This window comes from Pseudomonas sp. 10-1B, from assembly GCF_000935045.1.
GTDB lineage: Bacteria > Pseudomonadota > Gammaproteobacteria > Pseudomonadales > Pseudomonadaceae > Aquipseudomonas.
The window spans coordinates 114827-132571 of sequence record NZ_JYKS01000007.1 but is presented as its reverse complement, the minus strand read 5'-3'; the positions used below and the strand labels follow the sequence as shown (position 1 = coordinate 132571).

Below are 17745 nucleotides of genomic sequence, written 5' to 3'. Positions count from 1 at the left end.
GTCGATTTCTTTCGTCATTTGAAGTCCTATTTAACCGCCGATTAATTGTCGGCTTGTTCCTTACCATCCTTGCTTTCTTTCTTTTGCTCTTGAGCGACTTGTTGTTTGTTCTGGTCCGAAGAGTCATCGCTCCATAGGCGAGCCTGTTCGGTTCGGAAGTTTTCATTGAACTGTTTCGCTCGCTCGAAGCCACCTTCAGCGTAAGCGGTACCCATGAGACCCAGCAGCAGGCTGCCAATAGCGATAGATTTGACAAATTTCATTGTGAACCTCGGTTCATACTAGGCCTGCCTGATTAGCGGCCTTTGTTGGTTTGTAGTTTAGGAACGCGAAGCTAACGACAAGGTGAGTCAATAATTACAATTCCGTAATTTTGGCGGCAGGCAGGATGCGTTAAATCCTCAAATCTGGAAGGATCATGTCTATCTCGGCACTGTCGAGGGCGACTAAGAATTTTCTCTTAAATTACAATTTTGATATCTAGCGCGTTAATTCAGCGCGGCGTTGTTGGCCGCCCTAGGAGATAGCCATGAATGACATAGAGCCCTGGGCAGTTGCTATCGGTGACTTTCGCCGCTGCACTGAAAAACTCACTGTCCAGCTCGATGAGCTGACCTCGCAGACGCGGACCTCCAGCGCTGTTCTGGAGAGGTCGAACGAACTGGTGGAGCAGGTGGACGCTGTCGGCCGGCAGATTCAGGAGGAGGTGCGAAAGGCGGAGAAGGCTTGGTCGAACGCGGAGGAGGTTGCCTTGCGCGCCGCTGCATCAGCGTATTCAGCTGCATGCCGCGGAGTCGACACCGCCATCCAGCCACTGATCTCGGAGCTTACAGCAGCGACAAAGGCGGCGGACGCCTCTATCCAGGAGCTCAAGCGGGCACCGGTGCTGGCCAAGCGTTATGTGATGGTGGTCGCCACGTCGTTCTTCATTCTGGCGCTGATCTGTGTCTACTCGACCATGCGCCTGATCGATGCCGCCGGCAGCGTAAGTGCTCAAGAGAAAGTGAATGCTCAGTACTTCTCACACCTGTGGAAGAACGCCAATCCTGACGAGCAGAAGATCATCAAGTCGGTGATTCTGCGGTCGCCTATGGACCCTGTGGTCCTCCGGCACTGATGCATTGAGCAAACAAAAAGGCCCGTCGATGGACGGGCCTAATCATGTCTGCGCGGTTTAAGCGGCGGTCATTGCTGGCTGCAGTTGCTGGGCTGCGGGAAAGTGAAGGTGGAACCAGGTGAAGTTTTCTTCGGTCACCTCCACGCTCGCCGACCCTTGGTGCAGGCTCATGATCGACTGCACAATGGCCAAGCCAAGACCGGTACCGCCTTCGCTCCGTGCTCGGCTCTTGTCCACACGGTAGAACCGCTCAAATAAGTGCGCATGGTGTTCCTTGGCAATACCGCGGCCGGGGTTGCCGACACTCAAGGTCGTACCGCTCGCACTATGCTGCACCTTCACGTAGACCGTGCGGCCGCGAGGGCAGTAGCGGATCGCGTTCGACACGAGGTTTGAGACGGCCCGTTGAACCATCAGGCGGTTCCCGCGTACCACATCATCACTCCCAGAAATCTGCAGCTGGATCTCGCCTTCCTCTGCCGAAATGCTGAAGAGGTCGCATACGCGCTGAACCTCGTCGACCAGGGACACCGGTTCGAACTCCACCATGGACGCAGGGTGACTGACCTGGGCCAAGAACAGCATGTCGGAAACCATGCGGCTCATGCGGTCCAACTCTTCTGTGCACGACTCTAGAACCTCCCGGTACTCGGAAAGCGATCTTTCTCTGGTCAAGGCAACCTGGGCCTTGCCCATCAGGTTGGAAAGCGGTGCTCGAAGTTCGTGGGCAAGGTCGTCAGAGAACTGCGAGAGCTGCTGAACGCCATCATCCAGGCGAGCCAGCATGATGTTGATGCCGTCGGCGAGCTTCTTGAGTTCTGCCGGCATCCCATCAGTCGGAAGACGATGGTCGAGGCTCTCCGTTGAGATCTTTGACGCCACCTTGAGGAATTTGGTCAGCGGCAGCAGGCCTCTGCGCACGGTCCACCAGCCAATGGCCAAGATCAGTGCGAGGATGACGGGGGACATCATCAAGGCCCAAGTCAGCAACGCATCAAGCAGTGCCTCACTGGATGACTGGTCCATGGTCATATAGACGCTGACCTCTGTTCCATCGCCCAAGCGCATGATCCGAGAAGCACTCAGCAGAGGACGGTCCTGCGTATCACGCCATTCATGCTCTTTAGGCTGGGCCGCCGGCTGAAACTTGTGCACCTCCAGATTGACCTGTTTCGAGCCAATCGAGAGCAGAGGAGTCTGATTCTGTGAGGTATCGAATATGCTCACATACAGGTTGTTGTGGCCCATGACCAAATCGACAAGCTGATGTGCATCTGCGTTGACGCCGGAGATATCCGGGATGGTGGACAGGTTGTGAGCCATCCCCGCCATCTTTACTTCCAGGTCCGCTCGGGCATTTCTTTCCAGAGCCTTACCTACCATCAGATAGCCAAAGGTGGCGAACAGAAGCAGCAACGCTGCGCTCATCAACCCAACTTTTAACCCCAGCTTTGCAGCCAGGCTGAATGGCCTCATGCGCGTTCCTCAAAAACGTACCCAACGCCACGAAGCGTGTGAATGAGCTTGGTTTCAAACGGGTCATCGATCTTCGAGCGCAAGCGCCGGATGGCTACATCGATGACATTGGTGTCGCAATCGAAATTCATATCCCAGACCAACGAGATGATCTGGGAACGAGTCAGCGCTTCGCCCGTTCGGCTCATGAGCAGGTGCAGAAGCGCAAATTCCTTGGTGGTGAGATCGATGCGTGTGCCACCGCGGAAGACGCGATGGCGGACGGAGTCGAGTTCCAGATCCGCAATTTTCAGCGAGCTCTTCTCGACCAACTCATCACCACGGCGTTGCAGCGAACGGATGCGAGCAAGCAGTTCAGGGAATTCGAATGGCTTCACAAGGTAGTCATCCGCGCCGCCGTCCAAGCCCTTGAGCTTGTCATTGATGCGTCCGCGGGCGGTCAGCATGATGATGCGGACCCGGCTGGTCTTACGGATGGTTTCCAGCAGGTCCCAGCCGTCGATACCGGGGAGGTTCACGTCCAGAAGGACCAACGAATAGACATTAGTGTTGAACAAGTGCAGGGCATCTACACCGTTGTGCACGATATCTACGACATACCCGCTTTCGGATAGGCCCTGCTGAAGATATTCGGCAGTTTTAATTTCGTCTTCCACAACTAGAACGCGCATAACTTATCTCAAGGTGTGAGGAAGGAGTTGGCCTAATCCGCCAAGATTATGGTTGCAGGCTGTTCGAAAGATAGGCTGAGGGTATGGCATGTGGTAGTCGCTACCTCTGTCCATACGCCGGGTCACCTGAGGACGCTTGAATCTTAACGCGAAGAAGCTGGCCGCGGCGAAATCCTACAAATTTGTAATGTAGCCGCAAGATTTCTGACAGTCATGCAGGCTCCAGCTCTGAGCTTAGCGGATTCTGGGGTCTGCGACGGTGTATGACAGCTTCGCCTGACAGGCGGAATCGGCCATGACAGGCAGTATTTCGGTCGCCAGCTTGCAGAGACTGGCGCTGGCCTTGCATCGAGTGCGCCACGCAGGCAGTCCCCATGCACGGCCGCGAACTGCTACGCCTTTCTGCGAATTAGTTCACTTGGTGGCTCAGTAGTCTCCCGAATAATTACCTTACAATCTATTACATGTCCAAATTGTAATTGCGCGATCATCTTGGTGTTAGCCTCCTTTGCTAGTTTAAGGGCAGCGGAAGAGGCATCGCTGCTTTGGAAATTGTCTCATTTCAAAGCAGCTTGGCAAGAGCAGCGGGCAGTTGTTCTCGTCAATGCATTCACCTGTAAACCATACGCTCCTTTGGTAGGTGAATTTTAGCGCCCCCCTACGGGCGCTTTTTTATTAAGGGACTTCTTATGAACACTACTGTATCAGCGATCGCCGTGTTTATGCTCTTCACATCACTAACAGCCAATGCACAAAGCGGTATGGAAATAAACCAACGCATTGAGCGTTCTGCTAGAGAGGCTACTGCGGATTATGCTCAGCGCGTAAAAAAGCCCATGCCTCAACTTGAAGACTATGCCTACGGTATGGACCTTGACGTTGGTAAGTTGGTGTATGTATCACCCAGCGTGCGGTACTGCGGTAATGTAAGAAGTATGATGACCTACGAAGACTCGAAAGGCGAGCTGCACATGGTTCGCTACCTGGTGAAGGGCGAGTGTATTAACAGCCGTTAAGGCTCATCAAGATGATGTCTGCGGTCGCCGGATCATAGAAGCTCAATGCCGAACCGGCGCAGCAGTACGGCGAAACATCCGAAACTGGCCATTGTGATGAGGATGCTGCTGATAAGGGTCGGCCAGAAGCCGAGCTTAGGTAGCAGCAACGGGAACGCGATAAACATCGGCAGTGTAGGAAGCACGTACCAGAACGTGTACCAAGCATGATTGGAGATCTTCTCCATGCTCTGGTTCTCCAAATAGAGCCAGACCAGCGTCAAGACAGTGACCAGGGGTAGGGCGGCGACCAGGCCGCCCAGCTTGTCACTGCGTTTCGCCAGCTCTGATACGAGAATCACTATTCCGGCAGTGAGTAGGTACTTCGTGATGATCCAAGCCATCGCTGAACCTTCTGGGGATTGTGGACGGGGGAGGTGAAGCCATTCTCCAACCCCTCTCGAAGTGCTCCTGCCGTTTACGCCATCCCTCATCGCATTTCTTCTACAACATCCCCCTCAGCCAGGAAGGGGATGTGTCTGCATGGTGTTTACCGATCGATCAGTGCGAGGGCGAGGGAACGCTCTCGTGGAAAGCTGCCCGCTCGATCTGGATGGTGCAGTGATGGATTTCAAATCCATCGCTGACAGCATCCACGACGGCCGCCAACACAGCATCCCCATCTGCAGAATCCCGTACCACTACGTGCGACGTCATCACGTTGCTGCCACTGCTGACGGCCCAGACGTGCAAGTCATGAACGTCCGTGACCCCATCTACGCCGCGGATGGTGGCCTCGATTGCCGTAACGTCGAGCCCCCTCGGCACACCCTCCATGAGAATCCCCAGGCTTTCGCGAAGCAACTGCCACGTCCGCGGCAGTACCCAAAGTCCGATTGCCACAGCGACAATCGTGTCGACCCAGGTCCAGCCCGTGAAGCGGATGATGAGTGCTGCAATGATTACGCCTAGCGAGCCGAGCATGTCGCTCCAAACTTCGAGGTAGGCGCCTTTGACGTTAAGGCTCTCGTTGCTCGCAGATGCCAGAAGGCGCATCGAGATTAGGTTGATGATCAGGCCGGCGATTGCGATCCACATCATCGCCCCGGTAGCGATCTCCGCCGGCATGAAAAAGCGCTGGTAGGCCTCGTACAAGATGTACATCGCCACCAGGAAGAGCAGCACGGCGTTGAACGTCGAAGCCAGAATCTCCAGGCGCGCATAGCCGAAGGTTCTTTTCTGATCCGCCGGGCGCTTGGCTATCTGAAGTGCAATCAGTGAGATCGCCAAGGCGGCAGTATCTGTGAACATGTGGGATGCGTCAGACAGCAGCGCCAGGCTGCCGGTAATCCACGCACCGATCACTTCTGCAATCATGAAGCTGCCAGTCAAGGCGAGCGCCATGATTAGCTTCTTCTGATGCCCCTCGCGTACTGCAGCGCTGCCATGGTCATGATTTGAACCCACGTATTTCTCCTTGCGCAGGGTTGTGGTCTCGTTGGCCTTCCTGTCTGCCTATCGTTAGAGCGTCGCTTGGCCACACTGACTGCAGAATTTTGCTCCTGCGCTCAGCAACGAGCCACAGGCGGTGCAACCACTCGATAGTGGTGTTCCGCAGTTTAGACAAAAGCGTGCTGACGGATCGTTGGCCGTCCGGCACTGCCTGCAGCCCTGCAGATCTTTAATGGGGGCTGGAGTGGCATGGCGCCCGCCGTCATACACCTGGTTGCCGCCGTCGCAGCCCTGCTGCCGGCCATGGCGATCGTATTGCTCGGCCCCATGTCCCCCGCTGTGGTGCTTGCCTCCACCGTGGTTTCCACGGCCATGGTGCCCGCCCAGGATATTTTTGAAAAAGCTCATGGTATTCGCCCCTCATTGATGGGTGACATATTAACGAGCAAAAGTTGAAAAGAATGTTCTGCTCGCGAGAAAGACTTGTAAGTTAAAGTGAAAGTTCAAAATTAGCCTACGTCAAAACGAAGCCGTTTTGTTTGTGAAATTAAATTTATCTAGCTGAGCGGTGCTCTGCGTTTAATAGATGGTGTCGCCCTAATTTTTATCATAGCCTGGTCGATGGCAATTAAAACAGCAGTTATTGCATTTCTGTCAGCATTGTAATCACGAGGTCATCGTGTCGTTATCAGGCGCCGGAAATAATGCGCTCAGCGAGATTTATTTCTCTTTTGTCCCTATGCCTCACACATTCTAAGCGTCTCCAACGCCTAGGCCCTAAGGCCTCTGGCGCTCCGCACATTGCGCAATCGCTCAGCATCTGTCGATGGTTTGCCAAGCAGCTCCCGCTAACTCCACAGCTAACGCATGGATAAGCAGCCTCTCAGAGTTTGATAATGACACCTTCAAAATCCATTGTTCACACCCTGTTAAGTAAATGGATCTTTGCTATTCGCACTGCCCGACAGGAAGGCATCAGCACTAATCTGCTCATTGGGCTGGTAACTCTTTGGTTGCTGCTATTCGCGAATGCTGAGCTCTGGAGCGTGCTCTGGAAGCTGGTATTCAAAACCGATGAAGTGAACTGGCTGCTAGCAGCTAGCCTCCCAGTCATAGTATTCGCATGGGTGTTTACGGTTCTGAGCTTGCTGTCATGGGCGCGGCTGACCAAACCTTTTCTATGTCTCGTACTGATCAGCGCGGCTTTTGCGAGTTACTTCATGAATGCCTATGGCATCGTGATCGATTACACAATGTTCACCAACGTTGTGGAGACAGACGTCGCTGAGGCAACCGAGCTGCTGAATTGGAAGCTCGGTCTGTGGGTCGCAATGGTTGGGGTGTTGCCCGTCTACCTGATCTCCCGGGTTCCCCTCCGGCGCAAGCCTTGGGCCAGAGCTTTGGTCAGCAGGGTCATTGCTCTGTCGCTCGCTCTGTTGACCTTGTCTGGCATCGTGCTGAGTCAATACCAGTCATATGCCTCCTTGCTGCGCAACAATCGGGAGATCCGACTGATCCTGGTACCCACCAACTTGTTTGCGGCTGGCCATGGTTACCTGAAGCGCCAGCTGGCCACACCTAAAACGCTGACGGCCATTGGAACTGATGCGGTAGTTAATCGACAGGGGGCGGCCCGTAAACCTAGGCTGCTGGTACTGGCTGTAGGAGAGACCGCCCGCTCCGCCAACTTCTCCCTCAATGGCTACACCCGTGAAACGAACCCGGAGCTGGAAAAACGCAACGTCATCAGCTTCTCCAACGTCAGCTCCTGCGGCACCGCCACCGCAGTTTCGTTGCCATGCATGTTCCTGGATGTGGGTAAGGCCGAGTACAAAGATGGCTTGGCCAAGAGCCGAGAAGGGCTGCTCGACGTGCTTCAACGCGCAGGCATTAGTGTCATGTGGACTGACAACAACTCGGGGTGCAAAGGGGCCTGCGACAGGGTTCCCAACCACAAGGCTGCCTCTCACGCGGATCCCCAACTTTGCACCAGCGAGGAGTGTAAGGACGGGGTGCTGCTCTCGGAGATGCAAGACTTCATCAAGCGTCAAGAAGGCGATGCTGTCCTGGTGCTCCACTACAAAGGTAGCCATGGCCCGGCCTACTACAAGCGCTACCCCGCGCAATTCAAGAAATTCGCGCCGGTGTGCGAGACCAACGAGCTCGACAAATGTAAGCAGCAGGAAGTGCTCAATGCCTACGATAACTCGATCCTTTACACCGACTACGTTACAGCCGGGCTGATCGACATCCTGGCAGCGAACACCAAATTCGACACTGGGCTCCTGTACGTTTCTGACCACGGAGAATCACTGGGTGAGGGTGGGCTCTACCTGCATGGGCTGCCTTATGCGATGGCTCCTGAAGAGCAAACCAAGGTGCCATTGGTGCTTTGGATGTCCGATTCTCTTGCGAAGAGTGAAAGGCTCAACGTCGGCTGTTTGAAAGCTCAAGCAAGCTCACCTCTTAGCCACGACAACCTGTTTCACACAGTGCTCGGGATGATGAATGTCCAGACGTCCTCGTACCGCTCAGCCTTGGATTTCACTGCCCCGTGCAAGCCCTTGCCAGGAGGCTCTTACTCAGGCCTCTAAGACACGAAGTAGGATGGCCCCTCTGGGATGCCAAGTGCTTCTGCTCCCGTCCGCTTTGACAGCTATAAGAAGCTGGACTAACTACATAGCAGCACCCACCAACCCAAGCGATAAAGGAAATCTCGCATGAGCATCAAGCCAGGCCCTAAACGAACTAACGAAGATGGCACTCCGGATAAAAGGCAGCGAGTCACGCCTGAGAAGCAGAAGGACCATCCGGACCTGAAACCCCACAAGCACAAAAAGGGGGAGTAGGTTAACAAGGCAGCTCCCGACTGCGGGAGCTGCCTTTAGATGACGGCTTCAAGGGGAACTTGAAGCTATCACCACAATGCAATGTCGTACGTCAGATACAAGCGGTAGTTATCCCGGTCGCTGCTGTACGTGCTCCTGGCCACTGCATATCGAAACTCAGCCCCCACACCTTTGAAGAGCCCGTCCTGGATCACATATTTCAGGTTCGTATTGGACTCGTGCTCCCGGGCTTCCTGACCACGATAGACCCCATCCTCGCCCTTGTAGTAGCGGGTCATGAAGCTCAGTCCAGGAATTCCCATGCTAGTAAAATCGTAGTCGTACCTCGCCATCCAGGTCCGCTCTCCGGGCTGAATGAATTTGCCAACGCTAGCATTGCTGAACGAGTAGACCGTGCTTACGCTCACGTACGGAAGTGCGGTGCTGCCATCAACCTTTTGATATCCAGCACTGAACGTGTGGCCACCCAGACGATAACTGAGTAAACCGCTAAACATATCGCTATCAACTACACCATTACGGGCTGCGCCAGCATCATCACTGATAAAGTAACGTAGATCGCTAGTTAGCTTGCCTGGGCCAAGCGGCAGTGTGTAAACCAACCCGAAAAATTGTTGGCGGTAGAAATCCCGAAGTTCCCCGTAGTAGCTGCTAAAACTGAGCTGTTTGGTGAGGTCGTAGCGCATCCCCGCAAAATCAAAGTCCGTACCGCCACCTCCGGAATATCCCTGAGGAAATATATCGACGCTATCGGTAGAGTTTCGGGCTTTGAATTTGTCTAGATGCCCAGCTTGAAGGTACAACCGATCAACACCGGTGTACTCCGCTTGGGTACCTCGGAACGTTTGAGGTAGTAGTCGACCATCGTTGTAAACCAGGACGGGGATTTTGGGGAGGAGAGTGCCACCACTGACCAAAAGGTCATTCCATTTGGCCTTAGCGGTAATGCCAAGACTCGAATATTCGCTAGCTGCCCGACCATCGTCGTGGACCGGCAGAAGGCCTGTCCCCGCATGCTTAGCGCTTGAGTCGAGCCGGATTCCTGAAAGTCCCAGTGCCTCCAAACCAAAGCCTACAGGTCCTTCGGTGTAACCTGACTGTAGCTTGAGCAGAAAACCCTGCGCCCACTCTTTGCGATCTTCGCCCCCATCACGAAATCCATCATTGAAATAGTAATTTCGCAGAGCCAGCCGGCCCTCGGAGTCTTTGAAGAAGTCTGCTTCAGCAAAATTGGGGAACAAGCTAGCAATGACGCTTGCACACGCGAGTGTGCGCGATGTTGTGAGGGTGTTCATCGGAAATCTCTGCTGTGTATTGTGATTTTTGGCAGCATCAAAATGGAGCGACCCAGTACTATCCATCGCAGATTACGCAGCGTCATGCTGGACGGGATTCACTCATGCGGCGGACACTAACCCGTCGTGGAATCGGCAACAACGTTATGAGTAATACGCATGAGGCTATGCGTTTAGTTGGTAAGAAACCTCGGAGTATCTTGTGAACCTCAAACAACTCGAAGCTTTTCAAGCCATCATGACAACGGGCTCTACCATCGGAGCTGCTACCCGTATGGGCTTGTCCCAATCGGCCGTCAGCCGCTTGTTAACTCAGCTCGAAGATCACTTAGGCCTCGCGCTCTTCCTTCGACGTAAGGGCAGATTGATGGCGACTCCTGAGGCGGAAGAACTCCTTGGACAGGTGGCGGAGCTCGTAGACAACCTCCAGCGCGTACAACGCATGGCAGATGAGCTGAGACTGGGTCATTCGCGCCGGAGTCTGCTCAAGGTTGCAGTACCGACCAGCATGTCTCAACACTTGCTACCGAGGATCGTTGCCGAATTCATGCAGGGCCGTGAGGACGTCGTCGTAGAGGTCATCACCGGCGGATACGATGCGCTGGAAAGGGCCGTACTCGACAAAAGCGCTGACTTCGCTTTCGTGCGTTTGCCTACGGAACTTCAGCATTTTGAAGTGCTACCGGTACTGGAGACCGAAGGGATGTGCGTCATGCACCAAAGCCATCCACTGGCGGAGCTATCGGAGGTCAGTCTCGAAGCATTGCGGTATGAACCCCTCGTGCTTCTGGGGCGGCAAAGGAGCCTTCGATCTGAACTCGACCTGCGTTTCCGAGAGGCTGAAATTACCCCTCAAGTTCGCGTAGAGGTCCACTCGGTCAGTGCTGCTTGCGCATTCGTTGCAGAGGGTATGGGGGTCTCAATTATCAATGGTCTTTTGGCCAAAGAGTTTGGTGGCCTTCCTTTGATCGCCAAGCCGCTGAGACCTGCGCTTTGCTATCGTTTTGGCCTGATTTTCCGCAAAGACCAGCCACGCTCTTTGCTGGTTGAGAGTTTCGCGGAGCACATGCGTAACAGGCTCACAGAGGTGAATGGTTCTACGCCAACGCAATAAATTGCATAGCCCAACCCGATTTACTCATAACGTTGAGTGACTGCATCCGATTGAACTAGTGTGCGCCCTGTAGCCCTGGGCCCCTACAAAACAATAATCGAGATCGCGCACCATGAACCTACCTCATGCACCGGCGGCGCAAGCCGCGCCTGCTGGAAAAGCAGACATCCCTCGCCCGGCCAAGCAGCTCAATCCTGCGTTGATCCTGTTGAGCATTGTTTTCATGGCTCTGGCCTTCACCTACTTCGTCGATTCAGGCCAGTTCCAGCGCAAAGACATCGCTGTTGTCCCCGGTTCGTACCAGACCTTGGAAAAGGACGCCTCTCTAAGCCAGCTATTTTCCACAGAGCCGCGTGCCACAACCGATTCTGCTGCACGTCCGGTCTCCTTGGTTGAGGCTTTCATGGCCATTCCACAGGGCATCGAGAAGCGAGCCGGCCTGATCTTCATGGTTTTGTTCATCGGCGGAATGTTTGGCGTGCTGAACAAGGCCGGGGCAATCGATGCTGGTCTTGAGCGGATACTTGGCCTTACCCGGGGCAACATCTACGTGCTGGTACCCTGCTTGATGCTGGTGTTCTCGGCCGGTAGCACGTTCATGGGACTGGCCAAAGAGTTCATCCTGATCGTCCCGCTAATGGTAGCGATGGCCAATCGCCTGGGGCTGCCCAACATTGTTGGTCTGGCGATCGTGGTGATCTCGGTGAAAATCGGCTATCTGGGTTCGATTACCAACCCCGTGGCATTGGCGGTTGCCCAGCCGCTAGTGGGCGTTCCAATGTTCAGCGGGCTGAATATGCGTGTGGCAGCCTACTTGGTGTTTCTGCTGGTCGGCATTGGCTTCGTGTTAATGACTGTACGCCGACTGGGTTACGACGCCAGTGCTGAGTTTACTTTTAAGCGCACACCGCTAGCGCCACGCCACAGTCTCAACCTTCTACTGCTGGGAGCGGGCGTCGCCTTCCTGGTTTATGCCTCCAATCGCTGGCACTGGAAGTACCCAGAGTTGTCTGCGTACTACTTGGCGATGAGCATGGTGTTCAGTGTGGTGGCTGGCATCGGTGCCAGCGAGGCTGCCGGCGCATTCGTCGACGGAATGAAGAAGGTGCTAATGGCCGGCGTGCTGATCGGTCTCGCCACTGCGGTGGAGATCATCCTCAGCACTGGCCAGGTGCTCGACACTATCGTCAACAACCTTTCCAACCTGGTCAGCGATCACGGCCCTCTAGTTTCGGCGTACGGCATGTTCTTCGCACAACTCGGGCTGGATGTCCTGATCCCGTCCACGTCGGGGCAAGCAGCAGTGACCATGCCAATCTTCGGACCGTTGGGGCAATTGTCAGGTGTGAGCGCTCAGACCACTGTGTATGCCTTTTTGCTGGGCAATGGTCTAACAAACCTGATCACTCCTACCTCAAGTGGCCTACTAGTGCTGCTTGCGACCGCTCAAGTCGGATGGGGTCAATGGGCGCGATTCATCTGGCCGTTGTGCCTGGTATTCGCGGCCATCGCCATGTGCCTCCTCTCCATTGCCGTTCTGACCGGCTACTGAAATCTCGGGCCGCGTATGCGGCCCTACTGCTTTGAGTGTCAAACATGCAAATCCTCAGAAACCTGATGGTCCCGATGCGCGATGGCGTTCGGTTGGCCACCGATGTCTACCTGCCTGATGAAAGTACCGGCGTGTGGCCAGTGGTGATCGAACGCACTCCATACGACAAGAGCAAGCCCTCACGCTCGGAGAAATGCCTGAATGGTCATCACTTAGGGCGTGAAGAGATGGCCCAAGCCTTTGCCGAACATGGCTTCGTCACTGTGTTTCAGGACTGCCGCGGTCGCTACGCCTCCGAAGGCGAATTCATCAAGTACGTCAACGAAGCAGAAGACGGCTACGACACTTTGGCCTGGTTGGTCGAGCAGCCTTGGTGCAATGGGAAGGTCGGAAGCATGGGTCTTTCTTATGCAGCCCATACTCAGCTCGCTATGGCCTGCTTAAATCCTCCAGGGCTGAAGACGATGGTGCTGGACTCTGGAGGCTTCGCCAACGCTTATCAATGTGGCATCCGCCAAGGAGGCGCATTCGAGCTCAAACAGGCCACATGGGCATACAAGCAGGCCAAGGAAAGTCCGGCAGCCAAAGCCGATCCACTATTGCGCGAAGCATTGGAGCAGGAAGACATCCGGCATTGGTTCGCCCATATGCCGTGGCGTCCAGGATTTTCACCGCTGCGTCATGCGCCAGCGTATGAGGACTACCTGTTCGACCAATGGGGCCGCGGCTGTTTCGATGCCTATTGGCAACAGTTGGGCATTTGCGCCGATCACTATCGCAGCAACATTCCCGATATTCCGGTGCTGCACATGTCGAGCTGGTATGACGCCTATGTCAGCTCAACCCTGGATAACTTTGCTGCCTTCGTCGCGAACGGTAAGGCACCACAACGACTCGTGATGGGCCCTTGGCTGCATGGCGACCGCAACATTAGCCACAGCGGCGATGCCGAGTTTGGCCCAGCCGCCGCTTTCGATGGGCAAGTGGCGCAGGATTGGCTGTCCTGTCGTATTGAGTGGTTTGTAAACCATCTGCAGCTACAGATCACTGCACCAGCCCAACAGGTGCAGGTATTCATGATGGGCGGTGGTAGTGGTCGCAAGCTTCAGGACACGCGAATAGATCATGGTGGTCAGTGGCTTGATGCACAGCAGTGGCCATTACCTGGCAGCCAGCGGTTGGATCTTTATCTTCATCCTGACGGTCAGTTGAGCAAAGGGGGGCCAGCGGCAACCGATGCTGCTTGCCACTTCCTCGCCGATCCATCTAATCCAGTACCGACCATCGGCGGCGCGCTGACTTCCGGCGCTCCTGTCTTCGAAGGCGGAGCGTTTGATCAGCGAGAAACACCACGCTTCTTCGGCGCGCGCGGAGATGGCAGTGCCATCTGCCAGCGCAGCGATGTGCTGTGTTTCGAAACTGAGCCGCTTGAAGCTGACCTTGCTGTCGCCGGTCCGGTAACGATCCAGCTGTGGGTCGAGACCGACGGCTTAGACACTGACTTTACCGCTAAGGTGGTCGACGTCTATCCGCCAAGCGATGACTTCCCAGAGGGGTATGCCATGAACATTACAGACGGCATCATTCGTTGCCGATACCGGGACAGCTGGAACGATCCGAAGCCGACGGTACCTGGGGAATGTTTCAAGGTGCAGATCGAACCGTTTGCAACCTGCAACCTGTTCAAGCGCGGTCACAGCTTGCGCCTTGAGATTGCCGGCAGCAATTTCCCACGGTTCGACGTAAACCCCAACAGCGGTGAGCCGGAAGGCTGCGCGAACAAAAAAAGGACTGCTCGAAATACCGTACATATGGGGGCTAAGCGGCCCTCCAGGATTCAGCTAACGGTCGTCCAAGCACCAGCTGGTAGCTGATAGCGGTATAGAGCTATCGCTTGGCAGCAGTTCTGGACAGCTGCCGAGCGCTGTCCCTGTAAACCAGTTTTTTTACCTGTTAACCACTGTAGTTAACAGGTAAAAAAATAGGTTTACACGATGCTCACCTCTACCCGTTCGACACCAGCAAATCGCCTAGCTCTTCACGGGCCATATCCACTCGGTCCATCCTGCGATAGGGATGATCAACAGGCATTCGGATGAGGCTCTCGAACCAAGCCGGATCGAATTTGAGCACCTGCTTGTGAATGTGCTCAAGCTCACCTTTGCGAAGCTGGGACACTACAAACTCCATGCTCTCAACCAGGCCGGATTCCTCGTTATCCTTAGAGATCCGGTGGCGGATGAAACTCATCTTGAGATCGAAGTAGGGGCCTTTCATCCCAGGAAGGCTCTTCGCCTCCAGCCGGCCTTTGGTGCTGATTTCCGCCCCTGGCACTTGAGACTCTATCGCTTTCACAAGCTCAGCATTCCCACCTATCTTCTGGCCAAAGAGCCGAGTGGCGTCCGACATATAGGCGAAGATCCATGGCACGTTGCGTAGCGTCGCACCGGTATAGAGGTAGCCGCGCTCCCCTTTGTAACGCTGCAGCATGCCTCGCAAGGCTTTCTCCGAGAGCACCACCTGGGTTTCCTTCTCCAGGATGTAAACCACGCGGTCAAACTGTTCTATCAAAAGCCTGAGAATCTTCCGCGGTACGCCGTCAAAACCGGTTTTTCGGTCGGTCTTCTTGTGCTGACGGGGCTGGAAGTATGGGCAATCGTTACGGGCCTCTCCATCAAATGGAGCGATACCGCGAATGCTCTTCGTCGCGTGCTTTCCGAAGGGATTTTTTACGTTTGGGGGTAACTCATACAGCCCTACCAGCTGGACAGGGTTGTCGCATGCCGGGCACACCGCGAACTGAGCCAGCTTGCCCGCGCTTCCGGGCTGATACCACGGCTCCCTGCGGAAGGTCTCAGACTCGAACCGATCCTTGTCTATGGTTTTGCTTTCAGTGTCTTCAATGCGGAGCTTGTACACATCCATCTTTGCCAAAACCGTATCAATAGAGGGTTTATTGATCGTACCCAGCGAAGTTCGGTAGCAGGAAGGCCTATCTGCCCCTTAGGTGGTCACCCTCCGGTGGCAGGCCTTGCCAGAAGCATGGGATTACCCCGTAAGGAGTCTGTGAGCCCCAGAAACAACTAACCCCCTGGTGCGCAGTGCAGGTCTGGGACCCGCCCGAGGCGTGGAGGCTATTCTTGTAGAGAAAATAACACCTGCCACGGAACGGATCAGTTGGTAGGCAGACCAGCCGTCAGCTATGGCCCAGCACCGTCGATCAAGGCCGCTCAATCAGCAAATCGTCGTCTTCTATGGCGTCTCCAAAACTGAACCAGTCGTGCAGGCTGTAATGCACGAAGTCTTCATCCTCCGCATCGAGCATAGTGAAATTCTGCAATACCGTGACATCCGCCCCCGAAGTACAGCCCCTCGTTGAGGTTTACGAAATGCTCCAGCAATTCGTTCAGCTGATCATGCAACTGACTTGTAAGCCTGGCGTGCTCTCGCTTGGTCTAAAAACGGAACATCACTTCATGCGCTTCGGGCGGGGCGCGAACTGGTCCCCAAGTTCTGCTTTTTTGAGGCATCCACTGGGTAAGCCGGCCACATGATTCGGAGGTGCAGATGTCAAGGCTCGGTAACCGACTTAGACGGTGAGACAGGCGTCGCGATCCCGGATCGAATGGCTTCGGCAGTAGGAGGGGGGGTGATCCAGTGGAGCATGAGACCAGCCAGGATGCTTGCGAGGGTGTTTACTGAGATTGTGACGAGAGCATTGCGCATTTTGGAGCGTCCGTTTCTGAAGTGGACCTCTATTTAATGCGCATAAATGGTGTGTCATTACCACCTACCAAAAAAATCGTCGCGCCCCAGAATGGGAATTCGCATTTGGCGACGATTCACGTTTATGCTCCTGCCACAGGTCGACTACAGCACAGTCAGTTGGCTAACCAGGACTCAACCACCTCGGCACCGTACTCTGCCTTCCAGGCCTTCAGAGTGCGCTGATTGCCCCCCTTCGTCTCAACGACTTCTCCGCTATGCGGGTTCTTGTAGGTTTTCACTACTCGTGGTTTCCGTGCAGGTTTTTGTGCAATAGATCCGGAATCTACGGGCTGCGGATCAATGATCTGGATCACGTGACGCAGGCTGTAGCCGTAATCGTTGAGCAGGTTGCGGAGCTTCGTTTCGAATTCCATTTCCTGCTTCAGGGCGGAATCATTCTTCAGTGCTTCCAGTTCGGCGAGCTGCGCGGCGAGCTGTTGTTCGAGAAGGCGAAATTCAGCGAGACGGGACATGAGATTCTCCAAGAAGTGGCCTGAGATTTTATCAGGCTAGACAGAAAGCGTGCTAAGTATCTTGTGGCCTAAACAGCCCTGCAATAGAGCAAAATCCAGTCCCCCCATTGGCGCTTGGGCAATCGCTTCGCGGCATTAGCAGGTGGTGATCAGCTCTGGTGTGAGGTTTTGCTTGAGTCCGGGAAGGCCGTTGCAAGGTCCATGCGTTCAGCTTCTTGAGTGATTTGAGCGAGTAACTCTGCCACTGCTCGGTTCTCTTTGAGGGCATAGCTCCCAACCAGTAATGTGATCGGATGAACTCCCAGCACTGGTGCGATGGTGTCCAGTTTCTCGATGGTCGGGACGTATCGTCCCCTTTCCAGCGTGCTGATGTAGGTACGACTGCTCACCGTCGCGAAGTCTTCTTGGGTCAGCTTTTGCTGGACTCGCATCCACTTCAGAACCCGACCGAATGCCTGTCTCAATTCCACTTTGCATCTTCCGCAAAAGGAAAGATGAGGCACCCGTGAACAGTATATGACTACAATGTATGCTGTTCATTTGAGAGGGGGTCATGATGTTTATCACCAACCGATGGGCAGAGGTGGATCGCTCCTTCGCCTGGCTGGCTGAGGATCAGCAGGCTTGGCATTTCGTGGAGCAACGGCTGTCATCGCCATGGATTCACATCACGGTGACGAGGGAGCGGGGAGAGGACACGTGTGTGGAGGTCTTCTTTCTGGAGGACATGCGTGGGCTGGAGCAGTTCACGCGTTTAACCCTGAATGGTGCCGTTGAGTTATCCCTTCAGATTGTTACTCCCGGGTGGATGAACGGTAGTAGCGGGTGGGCGATGGAGCATCTGGAGGTCATTCATGAAAGCGAGGATCGTTTGTACAGGTGTTACACCGTTCAAGGCGGTCGTCGGTATTACCAGCCTAACAGCTCCGAGTGCCGTGAGTATGGCTTCTTCAAGGAACTTTACAGACGAGGATAGCTGGTGA

At 54.7% G+C, this 17745-nt stretch carries 18 protein-coding genes; 8 read left to right on the top strand and 10 right to left on the bottom strand.

Annotated elements, in window-relative coordinates:
• Nucleotides 1-41: 41 nt before the first annotated feature.
• A complete protein-coding gene (locus TZ03_RS05830; protein ID WP_003253450.1) occupies nucleotides 42-263 on the bottom strand; it encodes a hypothetical protein in 222 nt (73 codons plus the stop codon).
• Nucleotides 264-529: 266 nt separating this feature from the next.
• On the opposite strand from TZ03_RS05830, the gene TZ03_RS05825 reads away from it, so the two are divergent.
• Nucleotides 530-1117: a hypothetical protein gene (locus TZ03_RS05825; RefSeq protein ID WP_003253452.1), complete on the top strand. Its 588-nt coding sequence runs from the start codon at nucleotides 530-532 to the stop codon at nucleotides 1115-1117.
• A 57-nt stretch (nucleotides 1118-1174) separates the two neighbouring features.
• Here TZ03_RS05825 and TZ03_RS05820 read toward each other — a convergent pair whose 3' ends face one another.
• Together TZ03_RS05820 and TZ03_RS05815 are read right to left on the bottom strand one after the other, a co-directional pair.
• Entirely contained in the window at nucleotides 1175-2593 is a 1419-nt protein-coding gene (locus TZ03_RS05820; protein ID WP_009682005.1) for a heavy metal sensor histidine kinase, read from the bottom strand.
• A complete protein-coding gene (locus TZ03_RS05815) occupies nucleotides 2590-3264 on the bottom strand; it encodes a heavy metal response regulator transcription factor (protein ID WP_003253457.1) in 675 nt (224 codons plus the stop codon). The genes TZ03_RS05820 and TZ03_RS05815 overlap by 4 nt, the downstream gene beginning before the upstream one ends.
• Nucleotides 3265-3953: 689 nt before the next feature.
• Here TZ03_RS05815 and TZ03_RS05810 point away from each other — a divergent pair.
• Nucleotides 3954-4280 (top strand): DUF2790 domain-containing protein, encoded by a 327-nt coding sequence (locus TZ03_RS05810; protein ID WP_003253458.1) that lies wholly within the window; start codon nucleotides 3954-3956, stop codon nucleotides 4278-4280.
• 32 nt (nucleotides 4281-4312) lie between these two features.
• Here TZ03_RS05810 and TZ03_RS05805 read toward each other — a convergent pair whose 3' ends face one another.
• From TZ03_RS05805 to TZ03_RS31450, 3 genes are all read right to left on the bottom strand, one after another.
• Nucleotides 4313-4663 (bottom strand): DUF3147 family protein, encoded by a 351-nt coding sequence (locus TZ03_RS05805; RefSeq protein WP_003253461.1) that lies wholly within the window; start codon nucleotides 4661-4663, stop codon nucleotides 4313-4315.
• Nucleotides 4664-4820: 157 nt separating this feature from the next.
• Nucleotides 4821-5726 (bottom strand): cation diffusion facilitator family transporter, encoded by a 906-nt coding sequence (locus tag TZ03_RS05800; RefSeq protein ID WP_003253462.1) that lies wholly within the window; start codon nucleotides 5724-5726, stop codon nucleotides 4821-4823.
• Nucleotides 5727-5780: 54 nt separating this feature from the next.
• Nucleotides 5781-5981 (bottom strand): zinc ribbon domain-containing protein, encoded by a 201-nt coding sequence (locus TZ03_RS31450; RefSeq protein ID WP_223255137.1) that lies wholly within the window; start codon nucleotides 5979-5981, stop codon nucleotides 5781-5783.
• On the opposite strand from TZ03_RS31450, the gene TZ03_RS31445 reads away from it, so the two are divergent.
• Nucleotides 5961-6167, top strand: coding sequence for a hypothetical protein (locus tag TZ03_RS31445; RefSeq protein ID WP_003253464.1), 207 nt, complete (start codon nucleotides 5961-5963; stop codon nucleotides 6165-6167). The genes TZ03_RS31450 and TZ03_RS31445 overlap by 21 nt on opposite strands.
• 440 nt (nucleotides 6168-6607) lie before the next feature.
• Complete coding sequence (locus TZ03_RS05790) at nucleotides 6608-8305, top strand: phosphoethanolamine transferase (protein WP_003253466.1); 1698 nt, start codon at nucleotides 6608-6610, stop codon at nucleotides 8303-8305.
• A 323-nt stretch (nucleotides 8306-8628) separates the two neighbouring features.
• Here the strand turns inward: TZ03_RS05790 and TZ03_RS05785 are convergent, their stop codons facing one another.
• The gene (locus tag TZ03_RS05785; RefSeq protein WP_009682006.1) at nucleotides 8629-9855 is read right to left on the bottom strand and encodes an OprD family porin; all 1227 of its coding nucleotides are present in this window, start codon (nucleotides 9853-9855) and stop codon (nucleotides 8629-8631) included.
• A gap of 202 nt (nucleotides 9856-10057) precedes the next feature.
• On the opposite strand from TZ03_RS05785, the gene TZ03_RS05780 reads away from it, so the two are divergent.
• From TZ03_RS05780 to TZ03_RS05770, 3 genes are all read left to right on the top strand, one after another.
• Nucleotides 10058-10969: a LysR family transcriptional regulator gene (locus TZ03_RS05780; protein ID WP_003253472.1), complete on the top strand. Its 912-nt coding sequence runs from the start codon at nucleotides 10058-10060 to the stop codon at nucleotides 10967-10969.
• A gap of 112 nt (nucleotides 10970-11081) precedes the next feature.
• Nucleotides 11082-12521, top strand: coding sequence for a YfcC family protein (locus TZ03_RS05775; RefSeq protein WP_003253475.1), 1440 nt, complete (start codon nucleotides 11082-11084; stop codon nucleotides 12519-12521).
• A gap of 44 nt (nucleotides 12522-12565) precedes the next feature.
• On the top strand, nucleotides 12566-14395 hold the full coding sequence (locus TZ03_RS05770; RefSeq protein ID WP_003253477.1) for a CocE/NonD family hydrolase: 1830 nt from the start codon (nucleotides 12566-12568) through the stop codon (nucleotides 14393-14395).
• 130 nt (nucleotides 14396-14525) lie between these two features.
• On the opposite strand, the gene TZ03_RS05765 is transcribed toward TZ03_RS05770, so the two are convergent.
• From TZ03_RS05765 to TZ03_RS05755, 3 genes are all read right to left on the bottom strand, one after another.
• Complete coding sequence (locus tag TZ03_RS05765; protein WP_003253479.1) at nucleotides 14526-15446, bottom strand: hypothetical protein; 921 nt, start codon at nucleotides 15444-15446, stop codon at nucleotides 14526-14528.
• A 956-nt stretch (nucleotides 15447-16402) separates the two neighbouring features.
• Nucleotides 16403-16762, bottom strand: a complete 360-nt coding sequence (locus TZ03_RS05760) for a histone-like nucleoid-structuring protein, MvaT/MvaU family (RefSeq protein ID WP_003253484.1) — start codon at nucleotides 16760-16762, stop codon at nucleotides 16403-16405.
• A gap of 149 nt (nucleotides 16763-16911) precedes the next feature.
• Nucleotides 16912-17232 carry a helix-turn-helix domain-containing protein gene (locus tag TZ03_RS05755; protein ID WP_003253486.1) on the bottom strand — a complete coding sequence of 107 codons (321 nt, stop codon included), beginning with the start codon at nucleotides 17230-17232 and terminating at the stop codon, nucleotides 16912-16914.
• A gap of 83 nt (nucleotides 17233-17315) precedes the next feature.
• Between TZ03_RS05755 and TZ03_RS05750 the strand changes: the two genes are divergently transcribed.
• A complete protein-coding gene (locus tag TZ03_RS05750) occupies nucleotides 17316-17738 on the top strand; it encodes a hypothetical protein (protein ID WP_003253488.1) in 423 nt (140 codons plus the stop codon).
• Nucleotides 17739-17745: the final 7 nt, after the last annotated feature.